This is a genomic window from Cupriavidus sp. 30B13 (assembly GCF_049059565.2).
Taxonomy (GTDB): domain Bacteria; phylum Pseudomonadota; class Gammaproteobacteria; order Burkholderiales; family Burkholderiaceae; genus Cupriavidus.
Genome location: NZ_CP188223.1, coordinates 3,521,926 through 3,537,982 on the forward strand (window position 1 = coordinate 3,521,926; position 16,057 = coordinate 3,537,982).

At 70.0% G+C, this 16,057-nt stretch carries 13 protein-coding genes; 9 read left to right on the plus strand and 4 right to left on the minus strand.

The annotated features are described in order from the left end of the window. Positions 1-7: 7 nt before the first annotated feature. From mutL to ACKI2N_RS16160, 3 genes are all read left to right on the plus strand, one after another. A complete protein-coding gene (gene mutL / locus ACKI2N_RS16150) occupies positions 8-2,038 on the plus strand; it encodes a DNA mismatch repair endonuclease MutL (protein WP_420993544.1) in 2,031 nt (676 codons plus the stop codon). A gap of 40 nt (positions 2,039-2,078) precedes the next feature. Then, complete coding sequence (miaA, locus tag ACKI2N_RS16155) at positions 2,079-3,047, plus strand: tRNA (adenosine(37)-N6)-dimethylallyltransferase MiaA (RefSeq protein ID WP_420993543.1); 969 nt, start codon at positions 2,079-2,081, stop codon at positions 3,045-3,047. 116 nt (positions 3,048-3,163) lie between these two features. Then, entirely contained in the window at positions 3,164-3,667 is a 504-nt protein-coding gene (locus ACKI2N_RS16160; RefSeq protein WP_420993542.1) for a GNAT family N-acetyltransferase, read from the plus strand. 71 nt (positions 3,668-3,738) lie between these two features. On the opposite strand, the gene purM is transcribed toward ACKI2N_RS16160, so the two are convergent. Then, the gene (gene purM, locus ACKI2N_RS16165) at positions 3,739-4,791 is read right to left on the minus strand and encodes a phosphoribosylformylglycinamidine cyclo-ligase (protein WP_420993541.1); all 1,053 of its coding nucleotides are present in this window, start codon (positions 4,789-4,791) and stop codon (positions 3,739-3,741) included. A gap of 278 nt (positions 4,792-5,069) precedes the next feature. On the opposite strand from purM, the gene hda reads away from it, so the two are divergent. The 6 genes from hda (at position 5,070) to panB (ending at position 10,386) form a co-directional block, all read left to right on the plus strand. Further along, positions 5,070-5,777 carry a DnaA regulatory inactivator Hda gene (gene hda, locus ACKI2N_RS16170; protein ID WP_420993540.1) on the plus strand — a complete coding sequence of 236 codons (708 nt, stop codon included), beginning with the start codon at positions 5,070-5,072 and terminating at the stop codon, positions 5,775-5,777. A gap of 115 nt (positions 5,778-5,892) precedes the next feature. After that, positions 5,893-6,567: an HAD family hydrolase gene (locus ACKI2N_RS16175; protein WP_420993539.1), complete on the plus strand. Its 675-nt coding sequence runs from the start codon at positions 5,893-5,895 to the stop codon at positions 6,565-6,567. 1 nt (position 6,568) lies between these two features. Further along, the gene (gene pcnB, locus ACKI2N_RS16180) at positions 6,569-8,191 is read left to right on the plus strand and encodes a polynucleotide adenylyltransferase PcnB (protein ID WP_420993538.1); all 1,623 of its coding nucleotides are present in this window, start codon (positions 6,569-6,571) and stop codon (positions 8,189-8,191) included. Next, on the plus strand, positions 8,191-8,712 hold the full coding sequence (folK, locus tag ACKI2N_RS16185) for a 2-amino-4-hydroxy-6-hydroxymethyldihydropteridine diphosphokinase (protein ID WP_420993537.1): 522 nt from the start codon (positions 8,191-8,193) through the stop codon (positions 8,710-8,712). The genes pcnB and folK overlap by 1 nt, the downstream gene beginning before the upstream one ends. Before the next feature lie 70 nt (positions 8,713-8,782). Continuing rightward, a complete protein-coding gene (locus ACKI2N_RS16190) occupies positions 8,783-9,424 on the plus strand; it encodes a deoxynucleoside kinase (protein ID WP_420993536.1) in 642 nt (213 codons plus the stop codon). Positions 9,425-9,564: 140 nt separating this feature from the next. Next, positions 9,565-10,386, plus strand: a complete 822-nt coding sequence (gene panB, locus ACKI2N_RS16195) for a 3-methyl-2-oxobutanoate hydroxymethyltransferase (protein WP_420993535.1) — start codon at positions 9,565-9,567, stop codon at positions 10,384-10,386. 52 nt (positions 10,387-10,438) lie between these two features. Here panB and ACKI2N_RS16200 read toward each other — a convergent pair whose 3' ends face one another. From ACKI2N_RS16200 to dnaK, 3 genes are all read right to left on the minus strand, one after another. After that, positions 10,439-12,163: a chorismate-binding protein gene (locus ACKI2N_RS16200; protein WP_420993718.1), complete on the minus strand. Its 1,725-nt coding sequence runs from the start codon at positions 12,161-12,163 to the stop codon at positions 10,439-10,441. 475 nt (positions 12,164-12,638) lie between these two features. Then, positions 12,639-13,784 (minus strand): molecular chaperone DnaJ, encoded by a 1,146-nt coding sequence (gene dnaJ, locus ACKI2N_RS16205; RefSeq protein WP_420993534.1) that lies wholly within the window; start codon positions 13,782-13,784, stop codon positions 12,639-12,641. A gap of 186 nt (positions 13,785-13,970) precedes the next feature. Next, on the minus strand, positions 13,971-15,926 hold the full coding sequence (gene dnaK / locus ACKI2N_RS16210) for a molecular chaperone DnaK (RefSeq protein WP_420993533.1): 1,956 nt from the start codon (positions 15,924-15,926) through the stop codon (positions 13,971-13,973). Between the last annotated feature and the right edge of the window lie 131 nt (positions 15,927-16,057).

Here is a 16,057-nt window from a genome sequence, read left to right on the forward strand (position 1 = left end):
TCCGCCCATGCCTGCCGAAGCCATCCGCCCCGCCCAGCCGCCCCGCCCCATCCGCCCGCTGCCCGACCAGCTGATCAGCCAGATCGCGGCCGGCGAGGTGGTGGAGCGTCCCGCCTCCGTGGTCAAGGAACTGCTGGAAAACGCGCTCGACGCCGGCGCCACCCAGCTCAACATCCGCCTGGAAGAAGGCGGCGTGCGCCGCATCGTGATCGCCGACAACGGCTGCGGCATTCCCGCCGCCGAGCTGCCGGTCGCGCTGATGCGCCATGCCACCAGCAAGATCGCCTCGCTCGACGAACTCGAGTCCGTGCTGACGCTGGGCTTTCGCGGCGAGGCGCTGGCCTCGATCGCCTCGGTTTCCGAGCTGACCCTGACCAGCCGCACCGCCGACGACGCGCATGCCACGCTGGTGGCCGCCGATACCGGCAAGGTGCAGCCGGCCTCCGGCGGCGTCGGCACCACCGTCGACGTGCAGCACCTCTACTTCAACACGCCGGCGCGCAGAAAGTTCCTCAAGTCGGAGCAGACGGAGTTCGGGCATTGCCTGGAGATGGTCCGGCGCGTGGCGCTGGCGCGCCCCGACGTGACCATCACGGTCCATCACAACGGCCGCCCGATGGAACACTGGAACGGCGGCGACGTGGCCACGCGCACGGCCCAGGTGCTCGGCGCCGATTTTGCGCGCGCCCGCCTGCCGCTCGACGAGGAAGCCGACACCCTGCACCTGTACGGCTTCGCCGGGCTGCCGACCGCCTCGCGCGGCCGCCCGGACCAGCAGTTCTTCTTCGTCAACGGCCGCTACGTGCGCGACAAGCTGCTCACGCACGCGGTGCGCAGCGCCTACCAGGACGTGCTGCACGGCGACCGCTTCCCGTCCTACGTGCTGTGCCTGGACCTGCCGCCGGAGATGGTGGACGTGAACGTGCACCCGTCCAAGATCGAGGTGCGCTTCCGCGAATCGCGCGCGGTGCACCAGTTCGTCTACCACGCGGTGCAGCGCTGCCTGGCCCGCCAGGCCGGCGAACAGGGCGACAGCCTGCATAGCAGCGCCGACGCCGAAGACGGCGGCGCGGCCGCCATCCTGCCGCGCGGCGGCATCGGCGGCATCGGCGGCCTGGGCGGCCTGGGCGGCGCCCAAGTGGCAAGAAGCGGCACGGCGGGCGGCGGTATCGGTGGTGGTGGCGGCAGCGCCCGCCCCTGGGTCGACTACACCGCCGCCGCGCGCCAGACCGAGCTCGGCGTCGCCCAGCCGCGCCAGGCCTACCTCGGCATGGTGCGCGACGCGATCCAGCCCGGCGGCGGCTTCGTGCGCCCCGCCGCGCCGGCGCCCGGCGGCCATGCGGGCGGCGAATCCACGCCGCCCGCATGGCTGGCCGATGCCCGGGCCGCGCGCGAGAACGACCCGCCCGGCCTGCTCGACGCCGGCCCGCCGCCGGATGCCGCGGCCGACGACGCCAACCCGCTCGGCTTCGCCATCGCCCAGCTGCACGGCATCTACGTGCTCGCGCAGAACGCGCGCGGGCTGGTGCTGGTGGACATGCACGCCGCCCACGAGCGCATCCTCTACGAACAGATCAAGACCGCGCTCGACGCGCGCGAACTGGCGGTGCAGCCGCTGCTGATCCCGGTCACGCTGACCGCCAGCCCGGTGGAGATCGGCGCCGCCGAGGAACACCAGGACACGCTCGCGCTGCTGGGCTTCGACATCGCGCCGGTCTCGCCCACCACGCTCGCGGTGCGCGCCATCCCGGCCCTGCTCAAGCAGGCCGACACCGAGGCGCTGGCGCGCGACGTGCTGCGCGACCTGCAGTCGTTCGGCGGCTCGCGCGTGCTGGCCGAGCGGCAGAACGAGCTGCTCGCCACGCTGGCCTGCCACAACGCCGTGCGCGCCAACCGCAAGCTCACCGTGGAAGAGATGAACGCGCTGCTGCGCCAGATGGAGCAGACCGAGCGCGCCGACCAGTGCAACCACGGCCGGCCCACCTGGGTGCAGTTGTCGGTGGCCGAGCTGGACCGCCTGTTCCTGCGCGGCCAGTAAGCCTGCCGGCCCGCTTCGCACCACACCGCACCGCATCGCCTTGACCGTCCCCGCCTCCGCCGGCCACGCCGCGCCCGTCGTCTGCCTGCTCGGCCCCACCGCCTCGGGCAAGACCGCCGCCGCGCTGGCGCTGGCGGCACAGGCGCCGGTCGAGATCATCAGCCTCGATTCGGCGCTGGTCTACCGCGGGATGGACATCGGCACCGCCAAGCCGTCGGCCGCCGAACTCGCCGCGGTGCCACACCACCTGATCGACATCATCGACCCGGCCGAGAGCTATTCGGCCGCGCAGTTCGTGGCCGACGCCGAGCGGCTGATCGGCGAGATCCGCGCGCGCGGCCGCGAGCCGCTGGTCGTCGGCGGCACCATGCTTTACTACAAGGCGCTCACGCAGGGCCTGAACGACCTGCCGCAGGCCGACCCCGCCGTGCGCGCCGAACTCGATGCGCTGGCCGCCGCGCGCGGCTGGCCGGCGCTGCACGCGATGCTGGCCGAGGTCGACCCGGTCACCGCCGCGCGGCTGGCGCCCAACGACGCGCAGCGCATCCAGCGCGCGCTGGAGATCCATCGCCTCGCCGGCCAGCCGATGTCCGCGCTGCTGGCGCGCCAGGCCGACGAGCGCACCTTCGCCGGCGCCGCCGACCGGCGCTACCGCGTGATCGCGCTGGAGCCCTCGGACCGCGCCGTGCTGCACGCGCGCATCGAGGCGCGCTACGACGCCATGCTCGCCGGCGGCTTCATCGAGGAAGTGGAACGCCTGCGCGCGCGCGGCGACCTGCAGCCGACGCTGCCTTCGATCCGCTGCGTGGGCTACCGGCAGGTGTGGGAATACCTCGACGGCGAGACCGGCTACGCCACCATGCGCGAGCGCGGCCTGGCCGCCACGCGGCAGCTCTGCAAGCGCCAGCTGACCTGGCTGCGCAGCACGCCCGAGCGCGAGGTGGTGGACTGCCTGGCGCCGGATTACGTGGCGCAGGTGGCGCGGCTGGCCGGCATCGGACAGGCGTAGCCGGCGTCCTGGCGCCGCAAATACAACTGCAAATACAACAATTGCACCAGGATCGGGGCCCGCGAGATGGCTAGGCGATAATCACCGCTTATTGACTGACGATACCGCCACCAGCCATGCCCGCCCCCGACTTCGTCCTGCGCCCCGCCACCGCCGCCGATTGCGAAACCCTGTTCACGCTGATCTCGGCGCTGGCCGAATACGAGAAGCTGACCCACCTGGTCGAGGCCACGCCGCAGAAGCTGCACGAAGCGCTGTTCGGCCCGCGCCCGCTGGCCGAGGCGGTACTGGTGGAAGTGCCCGGCGCGCGGGGCCCGCAGGCGGTCGGCTTCGCCCTGTTCTTCCACAATTTCTCCACCTTCCTGTCCAGGCGCGGCCTGTACCTGGAAGACCTCTACGTGGATCCGGCCTGGCGCGGGCACGGCATGGGCCGGGCGCTGCTCAGGCACCTCGCGGCGCTGGCGGTCGAGCGCGGCTGCGGCCGTTTCGAGTGGACCGTGCTGGACTGGAACACGCCGTCGATCGACTTCTACCGGGCCATGGGCGCCGACGTCCTGCCGGACTGGCGCATCTGCCGGGTGACCGGCGACGCGCTGGCGAAGATGGGCGCGCCCGGCTGAAGCCCGGCCCGCAAGAAAAAACGGCACATGCTCGCGCATGTGCCGTTTTTTCTTGCGGACAGCCGGAACGCTCAGACCACCACGGTCTGCGCCTGGCCCTCGGCGCGCTCGCGGATCTCGCCGATCTGCCACACGGCTTCGCCGGCGGCCTGCAGATGGGTGATGGCGCGTTCGGCATCTTCCCTGGCCACGATCACCACCATGCCGATGCCGCAGTTGAACACGCGGTGCATTTCGTCGTCGGCCACGTTGCCCTGGGCCTGCAGCCACTGGAACAGCGGCGGCAGGGTCCAGGCGTCGCGCTGCAGCACGGCGGTCACGTTCTGCGCCAGCACGCGCGGCACGTTCTCGGTCAGGCCGCCGCCCGTGATGTGGGCCATGCCCTTGACCGGCAGGGTCTCGATCAGCGACAGCAGCGGCTTCACGTAGATGCGGGTGGGCGCCATGATGGCGTCCTGCAGGCGCTGGCCGTGGAAGTCGGCGTTCAGGTCCGGCCTGGCCACCTCGATGATCTTGCGCACCAGCGAGTAGCCGTTGGAGTGCGCGCCCGACGAGGCCAGGCCCAGCACCACGTCGCCCGGCACGATGGTGCTGCCGTCGATGATGCGGCTCTTCTCGACCGCGCCGACGGCAAAGCCGGCCAGGTCGTATTCGCCGTCGGGGTACATGCTCGGCATTTCGGCGGTCTCGCCGCCGATCAGCGCGCAGCCGGACAGTTCGCAGCCATGGGCGATGCCCTGGATCACGGTGGCGGCGGTTTCCACGTCGAGCTTGCCGCAGGCGAAATAGTCGAGGAAGAACAGCGGCTCGGCGCCCTGCACCAGGATGTCGTTGACGCTCATGGCCACCAGGTCCTGGCCCACGGTGTCGTGGCGGTTGAGCTGGAAGGCCAGCTTGAGCTTGGTGCCCACGCCGTCGGTGCCGGACACCAGCACCGGCTCCTTGTATTTCTTCGACAGTTCGAACAGCGCGCCGAAGCCCCCGATGCCGGCCATCACGCCTTCGCGCATGGTGCGCTTGGCGAACGGCTTGATGCGGTCGACAAGCGCGTCGCCCGCATCGATATCGACGCCGGCATCGCGGTAGGAAAGGCCTGCCTGGCCGGAAGTGGGGGATGCGCTCATAGAACCTGCTCGTCCTGGGGGTATGAAGTGAGGAATGCGGCGCTCGCGACGGCGATTTGCGGCCGCGAGTCCAGTAGAATCGCAATTTTAACGGATACAGGCTTCCGGCTTCCAGTTTCCGGTTCTTCGCGTCATGAAGTCTTGCCCCCGCTCCTCCCGGATGCACACCATCGCTGCCTTGCCCGGCCGGCGCGCCCGCGCGCGGGCCGCGGTCGGCGCGGGCGCGGCGCGGCGCGCCGGCCGGGCAGCAGGCCTTCTCCCCAGGTAACCGAAAAGCCATGTATCCGCGCCCCAAGCAGCTTTCGCTTGAACTTGGCAGTCCGCCGCCGTCGACCTTCGAGAATTTCTTCGTGGCCGCCAACCGCGAGCCGGTGCAGCGCCTGCGCGACCTGGCGCCGGCGGTGGCGCAGGAGCGCGCACCCGACCGGCTGATCTACCTGTGGGGCGAAACCGGCTCGGGCCGCACCCACCTGCTGCACGCGGTGTGCGAGAGCGGCTACCACGCCGGCATCCGCTGCCGCTACCTGAGCCCGCACCACGCGCTGTCGGACTTCATCTTCGACCCCAGTTGCCAGCTCTACACAGTGGACGACGTGGAGCTGCTCGACGAGGCACGCCAGATCGCCGTGTTCTCGCTCTACAACGAAGTGCGGGCCCACGTGCGCACCGCGCTGGTGGTGGCCGGCAGCGTGGCGCCGCTGGCCATGCCGGTGCGCGAGGACCTGCGCACGCGGCTGGGCTGGGGCCTGGTCTACCAGCTCGCGCCGCTGTCGGACGAAGACAAGATGACGGCGCTGGTGCAGGCCGCGCGCGAGCGCGGGCTGCAGCTTTCGCCCGAGATCCCGCACTGGCTGGTCACGCGCCACTACCGCGACATGCCCAGCCTGATGGCCCTGCTGGACGCGCTCGACACCTATTCGCTCGAGCGCAAGCGCGCCGTCACCCTGCCGCTGCTGCGGGAAATGTTCGCGGAGCTGCGCGAGTGAGCGCAGGCTGTCGGCCCCGTCCCCGCAGGCCCTGGCATGCCCCGTGCTTGCCTGCGTTGGCGCGCAGCGACGCCAAGAAACCGGCAACAATCACGTTAATGTAAAATCGCCGCCCATGAATCTGGCATTGTTCGACCTCGACCACACCCTGCTCCCGACCGACAGCGACCACGAATGGGGGCGCTTCCTCGTGCGCCTGGGCGTCGTCGACGAGGAAACCTACCGCCGCAAGAACGAGGAGTTCTACGGGCAGTACAAGGCGGGCACCCTGGATATCCAGGCCTTCCTGCGCTTCGCGCTGGCCCCGCTGGCCGCCAATCCGCGCGACCGCCTGGAAGCCTGGCGCAAGCAGTTCATGCGCGAAGTGATCGATCCGGTCATCACGCCGCAGGCGCGCGCGCTGGTCTACAAGCACCTCGACGCCGGCGACCTGTGCGCGGTGGTTACCGCCACCAACAGCTTCGTCACCGCGCCGATCGCCGCCGCCTTCGGCATCAAGCACCTGATCGCCACCGAGCCGGCCACCGCCAGCGGGCAGCCGGACGGCGCCTTCACCGGCGAAGTGGCGGGCCTGCCCAGCTTCCGCGAAGGCAAGGTCGCCCGCGTGGAAGCCTGGCTCAAGAGCATGGGCACCCAGTGGGATGCCTTCGAAACCACCACCTTCTACAGCGATTCGGCCAACGACCTGCCGCTACTGGAAAAGGTCAGCGAACCGATCGCCGCCAACCCGGACGATCGCCTGCGTCACCACGCCGCCGCGGCCGGCTGGCGCATCATGGATCTGTTCTGACGTGATCAAGAAGCTAATCAACCGGCTGCTCGGCAAGCCGGGCCCCCAGCAGCGCCCCGCCAAACGCCGTGGCCAGCGCGCCGGCACGCCGCGCATCGTGACCCACGACGAGCACCAGATCGACCAGTCGCTGATCTCGCGCAACGCCATCAAGGTCACCTCCACGCTGCAGCAGGCCGGCTACCAGGCCTTCATCGTGGGCGGCGCGGTGCGCGACCTGCTGCTGGGCATCAAGCCCAAGGACTTCGACGTCGCCACCAACGCCACGCCCGACCAGGTGCAGGCGCTGTTCCGCCGCTCGCGCATCATCGGCCGGCGTTTCCAGATCGTGCACGTGACCTTCTACGGCGGGCGCGAGCAGGAAATCATCGAGGTCTCCACCTTCCGCGCGCTGGTCGACGCGGTGGCCAGCGAGACGCTGCCCGAAGGGCGCCGCCTCAAGCGCGCCGAGCTCGACAGCAAGACCCACGCGATCGACGCCTCGGGCCGCGTGCTGCGCGACAACGTCTGGGGCTCGCAGGCCGAGGACGCGGAGCGCCGTGACTTCACCATCAACGCGATGTACTACGACCCGGCCGAGCAGACGGTATATGACTACCATCACGGCATGGAAGACATCCGCGCGCGCACGCTGCGCATGATCGGCGACCCCGTCACGCGCTACCGCGAGGACCCGATCCGCATGCTGCGCGTGGTGCGCTTTGCCGCCAAGACCGGCTTCGGCATCGACGAGGACACGCGCCAGCCGATCGCCGACCTGGCCTCGCTGATCCACAACGTGCCGAGCGCGCGCCTGTTCGACGAGATGCTCAAGCTGCTGATGTCCGGCCATGCCTGGGCCTCGCTGCAGGAGCTGCGCAAGGCCGGCCTGCACCGCGGCCTGCTGCCGCTGCTCGACGTGGCGATCGAGCAGCCGATGGGCCAGCGCTTCGTGCAGCTGGCGCTGGACAACACCGACCAGCGCGTGCAGGTAGGCAAGCCGGTGTCGCCGGGCTTCCTGTTCGCCGCGCTGCTGTGGCACCACGTGCTGCAGCGCTGGACTGCGCTGCGCGAGCAGGGCGAGCACGCCATCGCCGCGCTCAACACGGCGATGGACGACGTGCTGGAGCGCCAGACCGGCCAGCTCGCCATCCAGCGCCGCTTCGTCACCGACATGCGCGACATCTGGGGCATGCAGCCGCGCTTCGAGAAGCGCGTGGGCCGCATGCCGTTTCGCCTGATCGAGTCGCCGCGCTTTCGCGCCGGCTTCGACTTCCTGCAGCTGCGCAGCGACTCCGGCGAGCAGCCGGCCGAGCTGGCGCGCTGGTGGCAGGACTTCCAGAATGCCGACGGCGAAGGCCGCGAGGCCCTGATCGACGCCGTGCGCCCGCCGCGCGGCGGCAGGCAGGGCGGCGGCGGTAGCGGCGGCGCCGACGGCGGCGAGCCGTCCACCGACTGGGACAGCGGCGCCGGTGGCGAAAGCGGTGGCGAAAGCGGCGGCCCGGCGCGCAAGAAGCGCCGCCGGCGCAGTCCGCGGAAATCGGATAAAGTTTCCTCCCGGAGTGATATGGACGCGAGCCAGGATTCCGGCTCCGGTGAAGACCGGAACGCCGGCAAGGTACGCGTCCAGCCGGAGGAATCTTAATGACAGTTGCCTTTATCGGCATCGGGGCCAACCTGGGCGATGCCCGGCAGGCCCTCAAGGATGCCATCGTGTGCCTGGCCCAGCAGGTCGGCATCACGGTGCTGGCGAGATCGTCGCTTTACCGCACGGCCCCGGTCGACGCGGGCGGCGACGACTACTTCAATGCGGTGGTGAAGGTGGAAACCTCGTTCACCGCGCCCCAGCTGTTGCGCATCTGCCACCACATCGAGGACCAGTTCGGCCGCGAGCGCCCGTTCCGCAACGCGCCGCGCACGCTCGACCTGGACCTGCTGCTGTTCGGCGACGAAATCCACGGCGACGAGCATCTCACGGTGCCGCATCCGCGCGTGGCCGAGCGCGCCTTCACGCTGGTGCCGCTGCTGGAACTGGACCCCGCGCTGGTGATCCCGGGCCAGGGCCCGGCCGCCGGCTTCCTGCCGGCGGTCAATACGCAGCGCATCGAGAAGTTCTCGTTCTGCCAGTGCACGCGGCAGAAAGCGGAAGCGCGCGACGCTTCCTGACGGCGCGGCATCCCGGGGCGCGCGCCAAGGCGCTTCCCCGCTGCGCCCCCCTGGCCCACCGGATCCGCCCATGCTCGAACATCTGCGCAGAATCGTGGTGGAAGGCCCCGTCGGGGCCGGCAAGACGGCGCTGGCGCAGCGCCTGGCGCAAACCCTGCGCACCGGCGAACTGCTCGACGCCGCCCGCGACGACCCCTTCCTCGAACGCTACTACCGCGAACCGGCGCGCTACGCCCTGCCGCTGCAGCTGTCGCTGCTGAACCGGCGCGCGCAGCAACTGCAGGCGTGGCAGGCGGCGCTGCTGGCCGGCCAGCGCATGGTGGGCAACTTCCTCCATGCCCGCGACCGGCTCTATGCCGGCCTGACGCTGCCCGAGGACGAGCTGGCGCTGTACGACGCCCTCGCCGCGCGCCTGCCCGCGCAGGGCCAGCGCACGGACCTGGTGATCGTGCTGCAGGCCTCGCCGGCGCTGCTGCGCGAGCGCATCGCGCGGCGCAACGCGCCCGGCGAGTCCAGCATCGACGACACCTACCTGGAGCGCCTGTGCGGCGCCTACGGCGAGCTGTTCCACCGCTACGACGAGGCGCCGGTGATGATCGTCGACACCGCCCACTTCAGCCCGGTGGACAACGACGGCGATTTCCGTACACTACTGTCGCGCATCGAAAACATGCGCGGCCGCAAGGCCTTTCTCAATCTCGCTGCGCCCTGACAGGTTCCCGCCTGCCAGCCCGACCATAACGACAGCAGCCGCTGCCGCGCACCACGGCAAAGCGGATTGCAGGGGACAACGGCCCGCCGCATGGCCTGAAGCGGCCCGCCCGGTTCCCGTCTCTCTACCGGCCCAACGTCATGAGCTACCTCCTCGACCCCTCCCGCAAGACCATCACCATCCCCAAGCTGCAGGCGATGCGCGCCGCCGGCGAGAAAATCGCCATGCTGACCGCCTACGACTCCAGCTTCGCCGCGCTGCTCGACTACTGCGGCGTCGAGGTGCTGCTGGTCGGCGATTCCCTCGGCAACGTCATGCAGGGCCAGCAGACCACGCTGCCCGTGACGCTGGAACAGGTGGCCTACCACACCGAATGCGTGGCGCGCGGCAACCAGAGCGCGCTGCTGGTGGCGGACCTGCCGTTCGGCACCTACCCCACGCCGGAGACCGCCTTCGCCAGCGCGGCCGCGCTGATGCGCGCGGGCGCGCACATGGTCAAGCTCGAAGGCGGCGACTGGCTCGCGCCGACCGTGAAGTTCCTGGTCGAGCGCAGCATCCCGGTGTGCGCGCATATCGGCCTGACGCCGCAGTCGGTGCATGCGCTGGGCGGCTTCAAGGTGCAGGGCAAGACCGACGAGAGCGCCGCGCAGCTCAAGCGCGATGCGCTCGCGCTGCAGGCCGCGGGCGCCCAGATGATCGTGATGGAAGCGGTGCCGGCGGCGCTGGCGGGCGTGGTCACGGGCCTGCTGACGATCCCCACCATCGGCATCGGCGCGGGCGTGGACTGCTCGGGCCAGGTGCTGGTGCTGCAGGACATGATCAACGTCTACCCGGGCCGCAAGGCCAAGTTCGTGCGCAACTTCATGGAAGGCGCCGGCTCGATCGAGGCCGCCGTGCGCGCCTATGTGGCGGCCGTGAAGGACGGCAGCTTCCCGGCGGCGGAGCACACCTTCTCCGCCTGACCGCGCCCGCTTTGCCCGCTTTGCCCGCCCTGCCCGCCCTGCCCGCCCTGCCTCAGCCGGCGGCCAGCACCGCCGGCAGCACGCCGCGCAGGGCGTTGGCAACCGCCAGCGCCTCGCGGCGCGCCAGCATGGCGCGCGTGACCACCGCCTCGCGCACCGGCCCGCCCAGGTAGCGCGCGCCGTCGGCCAGCACCGCCGCGCGCATCACGCCGGGCAGGATGTGCGCGGCCAGCGGCGGCGTCAGCCAGGCGCCGTCCACCTTGACGAATACCGAGCTGCGGCCGCCTTCGAGCAGTTCGCCGCGCGTGTTGAAGAACAGGCTGTCGAAGGCGCCGGCGCGTTCGGCGGCCTGCCAGCCGGCGTCGAACACGGCGCGCGCGCTGGTCTTGTGGCAGCGCAGCGGGTCCGCGTCCGGCAGCGGCTGCGGCGCCAGCAACACCGCCGCCGGCGAGGTGGCCAGCGGCGCCAGCGCGCCGTGCGTCACGGCGATGCCGCCGGCCTTGTCCAGCGCCAGGCGCAGGCGCCACGCGCCGGTGCCGAGGCCTGCCGCGGCTTCGCGCGCCGCCGCCCGCGCGCGCGCCGCGTCGAGCGCGAAGCCAAGGCTGGCAGCCGAGGCGGCCAGCCGCGCCAGGTGCCGGTCCAGCCGCTGGCAGGCGCCGTCCTCCACGCGCATGGTCTCGAACAGCGTGAAGCCCGGATCGTGCGCGGTCAGGAAACGGGCCTTCCAGCCGCATTCGGCGTACTCGCCGGCGGCGTCGCTGTCGTGGACGATGCCGCCGCCCACGCCCATCTCGCCCGCGCGCAGGCCATCGGCGCCCGGCGCGCCCAGCACCAGCGTGCGGATCGCCACGGATAGCGCGAAGGCGCCCGGGAACCCGGCGCCGCTCCCGGTGCCCGGCGCATCGATCCAGCCGATCGAACCGGTGTAGAGGCCGCGCGGCGACCGCTCCAGCTCACCGATGATCTGCATCGTGCGCCGCTTGGGCGCGCCGGTGATCGAGCCGCACGGGAACAGCGCGCGCAGCAGCCCGGCCACGGTCGTGCCGGCGCGCGCGGTGGCGGTCACGGTGGACGTCATCTGCAGCACCTGCCCGAACGGCTCGACCACGAAGCGCGCCGGCACCGCCACCGTGCCCGGCACCGCCACGCGGCCCAGGTCGTTGCGCAGCAGGTCCACGATCATCACGTTCTCGGCGCGGTTCTTGGCGTCGGCGGCCAGCGCCGCGGCGGCCCCGGCATCGCGCGCCGGGTCGCCGCTGCGCGGCGCGGTGCCCTTCATCGGCCGCGTGACGAGGTGGCCCTGCCCGTCGTGCCGCACGAACAGCTCGGGCGACAGCGACAGCACCCAGCCGTCGCCGGGCAGGCGCGCCAGCACGGCATAGGGCACCGGCTGCGCGGCGCGCAACGCCGCATAGAGCGCCGCCGGCTCGCCGAACGCGCCGAAGCGCAGGCGCTGGGTGAAATTGACCTGGTAGGTGTCGCCGGCCTCGATCCACGCGTGGATGCGGGCGATGGCGGCGTGGAAAGCCGCCTCCGTGGTATCGGCGGCGATGTCCGTCACGCCGGCCGGCGCGCCTCCATGCCCGCCGGCCAGCCACGATGCGACCGCCTGCGTGTCGAGCCTTTGCATCCGCCGGAACCACAGCAGCCGCAGCGCGCCGTCGTGGAACGGCAGCGCATGGTCCACCTTGACCGGCACCCCGGCCAGCGGGCCGCCGAATTCGTACGGCGCGAACAGCGTGGCATGCCAGCCCTGGCGCCAGCCTTCCGCCAGCATGGCGTCGAGCGCATCGAGCGCGCCGCCGCCGGGCAGCACGTCCTCGCGCACGAAGCCGGTGTACAGGCGCGAGACGGCCGCGCCGGGCGCGGCGGTGGCATCGTCGAGCAGGACGAACGGTTCGGGCGAAGCAGAGGGGGAAACGGGAAGAACTGCCACGAGAAAATCACCAGCGTCGGTTGGGCGGCCGCGAAACGCAGCGATATCGCATTATCGCGCGCTTGCCCTCTCCCCCGGCCCCTCCCGCTTCGCGGGAGAGGGAGCAAACCACCAGGACACGGAAACTGCCCGGCTTCCCATGAACGTCTGTGGTCTCGCCTCTCCCGCCTGCGGGAGAGGGGCCGGAGGAGAGGGCAGGCGCACGCCGAAGCCACCGGCAGCAAGAACCGCCACCGGCAACCTCCTCGCCCCGGAAAAACAAAAAGCCGGCCACGCGCAACAGCATGGCCGGCCACTCGCCGCGAGCCGAACCGGCTTAGCTGAAGAAGCTCTTCACCTTGTCGAGCCAGGATTGCTCCTGCGGGCTGTGGCGCGAGCCGCCTTCGTGCACCGAGCGGTCGAACTGGCGCAGGATGTCCTTCTGCGCCTCGGTCAGCTTGACCGGCGTTTCCACGTTCACATGCACGTAGAGGTCGCCGGGATAGCCCGAGCGCACGCCCTTGATGCCCTTGCCGCGCAGGCGGAAGGTCTTGCCGGCCTGGGTGCCTTCGGGCACCGGGAAGCTGGCCTTGCCGCCTAGCGTGGGCACTTCCAGGTCGCCGCCCAGCGCCGCGGTGGCGAACGAGATCGGCATCTGGCAGTGCAGGTCGTCGCCGTCGCGCTCGAACACCGGGTGCGGGCGGATGTGCACTTCCACGTACAGGTCGCCCGGGGGGCCGCCGTTGATGCCCGGCTCGCCGTTGCCCGAGGAGCGGATGCGCATGCCCTCGTCGATGCCGGCGGGGATCTTCACCTCCAGCGTCTTCTGCGACTTGATCTTGCCCTGGCCGTGGCACTTGGTGCACGGCTTGGGGATGTGCTTGCCGGTGCCGTGGCACTTCGGGCAAGTCTGCTGCATCGAGAAGAAGCCCTGCGACACGCGCACCTGGCCCGCGCCGTGGCAGGTCGGGCAGGTCTCGACGTTGGTGCCGGGCTCGGCGCCATTGCCGTGGCAATGCTCGCACTCGTCCCAGTGCGGCACGCGGATCTGCGCCTCGTGGCCGTGCGCGGCCTGCTCGAGCGAGATCTCCATGCTGTAGCGCAGGTCGGCGCCGCGGTACACCTGCGGGCCGCCGCCGCTGCGGCGCCCGCCGCCCTGGCCCTGCTGGCCGAAGATGTCGCCGAAGATGTCGCCGAAGGCCTCGGCGAAACCGCCGTAGCCCTGGCCGCCGCCACCGAAGCCGCCCGCCATGTTGGGGTCGACGCCGGCGTGGCCGTACTGGTCGTAGGCCGCCTTCTTCTCGGGGTCGGAGAGCATCTCGTAGGCCTCCTTGACCTCCTTGAATTTCTCCTCCGAATCCTTGCTGTCCGGATTGCGGTCCGGGTGGTGCTTCATCGCCAGCTTGCGATACGCCTTCTTGATATCGTCGTCGCTGGCGTTCTTGCCCACCCCGAGCACTTCGTAGTAGTCACGTTTTGCCATGGTGGCTGGTTACCTGATTGGCCCCGCGGCGCGTAAGACCCGCCCGGGCAAATAGCAAAGAAAATAGCAAAAAAGCCGAGCGCGGCATCCGACGGCGGTGATCCGCTTGGTCCGATGTCCGTCGCCCGGCGTGGGGACAGGGGCTGGCGGCGGTGTCGCGCACCGCGCCCCTCCCCAGCTCATCCATTACTTCTTGTCGTTGACTTCCTTGAATTCGGCGTCCACGACGTTGTCGTCCTGCGGCTGGGCCTGCTGCTGGCCCGCACCCGCGCCCGCGGCACCGGCCGCGCCCGCGCCGCCCGCTTCGCCGGCCTTGGCCTGCATGTCGGCGTAGACACGCTCGCCCAGCTTCTGGCTGGCCTCGGACAGCGCATTGACCTTGGCGTCGATCTCGGCCTTGTCGCCACCGCGCGCGGCGTCTTCCAGTTCCTTGATCGCGGCTTCGATCTTTTCCTTCTCGCCCGCTTCGAGCTTGTCGCCGTATTCGGCGACCGCCTTCTTGGTCGAGTGGATCAGCGCGTCGGCCTGGTTGCGGGCGTCAGCCAGCTCGCGGGCCTTCTTGTCTTCCTCGGCGTTGGCCTCGGCGTCCTTCACCATGCGCTGGATCTCGTCTTCCGACAGGCCCGAGTTCGCCTTGATGGTGATGCGGTTTTCCTTGCCGGTCGCCTTGTCCTTGGCGCCCACGTGCAGGATGCCGTTGGCGTCGATGTCGAACGACACTTCGATCTGCGGCAGGCCGCGCGGCGCCGGGGCGATGCCTTCGAGGTTGAACTCGCCCAGCAGCTTGTTGCCGGTGGCCATTTCGCGCTCGCCCTGGAACACCTTGATGGTCACGGCCGGCTGGTTGTCGTCGGCGGTCGAGAACACCTGCGCATGCTTGGTCGGGATGGTGGTGTTCTTGGTGATCATCTTGGTCATCACGCCGCCCAGCGTCTCGATGCCCAGCGACAGCGGCGTCACGTCCAGCAGCAGCACGTCCTTGCGGTCGCCCGACAGCACCGAGCCCTGGATCGCGGCGCCCACGGCCACGGCTTCGTCAGGGTTCACGTCCTTGCGCGCTTCCTTGCCGAAGAATTCCTTGACCTGTTCCTGCACCTTGGGCATGCGGGTCATGCCGCCGACCAGGATCACGTCGTCGATCTCGCTGACCTTGACGCCAGCGTCCTTGATCGCGATGCGGCACGGCTCGATGGTGCGGGTGATCAGTTCTTCCACCAGCGCTTCGAGCTTGGCGCGCGTCATCTTCAGGTTCAAGTGCTTCGGGCCCGAGGCGTCCGCCGTGATGTACGGCAGGTTGATCTCGGTCTGCTGCGAGCTCGACAGTTCGATCTTGGCCTTTTCCGCGGCTTCCTTCAGGCGCTGCAGCGCGAGCACGTCCTTGGAAAGGTCGACGCCCTGGTCCTTCTTGAACTCGGCGATGATGTAGTCGATGATGCGCTGGTCGAAGTCTTCGCCGCCCAGGAAGGTGTCGCCGTTGGTCGACAGCACTTCGAACTGCTTCTCGCCGTCCACGTCCGCGATCTCGATGATCGAGATGTCGAAGGTGCCGCCGCCGAGGTCATACACGGCGATCTTGCGGTCGCCCTTCTCGTTCTTGTCCAGGCCGAACGCCAGCGCGGCCGCGGTCGGCTCGTTGATGATGCGCTTGACGTCGAGGCCGGCGATGCGGCCGGCGTCCTTGGTGGCCTGGCGCTGCGAGTCGTTGAAGTAGGCCGGCACGGTGATCACGGCTTCGGTCACCGGCTCGCCGAGGTAGTCCTCGGCGGTCTTCTTCATCTTGCGCAGCACTTCCGCCGAAACCTGCGGCGGCGCCAGCTTCTGGTCGCGCACCGACACCCATGCGTCGCCGTTGTCGGCCTTGACGATGGAGTACGGCATCAGGCCGATGTCCTTCTGCACTTCCTTTTCTTCGAACTTGCGGCCGATCAGGCGCTTCACCGCATACAGGGTGTTGCGCGGATTGGTCACCGCCTGGCGCTTGGCCGGCGCGCCCACCAGGATCTCGCCATCTTCCATGTAGGCGATGATCGACGGGGTGGTGCGCGTGCCTTCCGCGTTTTCGATCACCTTGGGCGTATTGCCTTCCATGATCGCGACACAGCTATTGGTGGTACCGAGGTCGATACCGATGATCTTACCCATTTGTTCCTCTCCTCTTGAGCCCCGCTATCCGCGGGCGCTGCAATTCGTCCTGGAGTCCGAAATGTGGCCGTCCGGGGCCATTTCAAGGGCGGCGGACGCAATTCCGAGTAATTTTCTCGGTTTTTCCAGGT

Bases quoted from the DNA above. Each gene is read 5' to 3' on its own strand.
- mutL (WP_420993544.1), top strand. From the start codon at position 8: ATGCCTGCCGAAGCCATCCGCCCCGCCCAGCCGCCCCGCCCCATCCGC.
- ACKI2N_RS16160 (WP_420993542.1), top strand. From the start codon at position 3,164: ATGCCCGCCCCCGACTTCGTCCTGCGCCCCGCCACCGCCGCCGATTGC.
- purM (WP_420993541.1), bottom strand. From the start codon at position 4,791: ATGAGCGCATCCCCCACTTCCGGCCAGGCAGGCCTTTCCTACCGCGAT.
- hda (WP_420993540.1), top strand. From the start codon at position 5,070: ATGTATCCGCGCCCCAAGCAGCTTTCGCTTGAACTTGGCAGTCCGCCG.
- ACKI2N_RS16175 (WP_420993539.1), top strand. From the start codon at position 5,893: ATGAATCTGGCATTGTTCGACCTCGACCACACCCTGCTCCCGACCGAC.
- folK (WP_420993537.1), top strand. From the start codon at position 8,191: ATGACAGTTGCCTTTATCGGCATCGGGGCCAACCTGGGCGATGCCCGG.
- ACKI2N_RS16190 (WP_420993536.1), top strand. From the start codon at position 8,783: ATGCTCGAACATCTGCGCAGAATCGTGGTGGAAGGCCCCGTCGGGGCC.
- panB (WP_420993535.1), top strand. From the start codon at position 9,565: ATGAGCTACCTCCTCGACCCCTCCCGCAAGACCATCACCATCCCCAAG.
- ACKI2N_RS16200 (WP_420993718.1), bottom strand. From the start codon at position 12,163: ATGCTGGCGGAAGGCTGGCGCCAGGGCTGGCATGCCACGCTGTTCGCG.
- dnaJ (WP_420993534.1), bottom strand. From the start codon at position 13,784: ATGGCAAAACGTGACTACTACGAAGTGCTCGGGGTGGGCAAGAACGCC.
- dnaK (WP_420993533.1), bottom strand. From the start codon at position 15,926: ATGGGTAAGATCATCGGTATCGACCTCGGTACCACCAATAGCTGTGTC.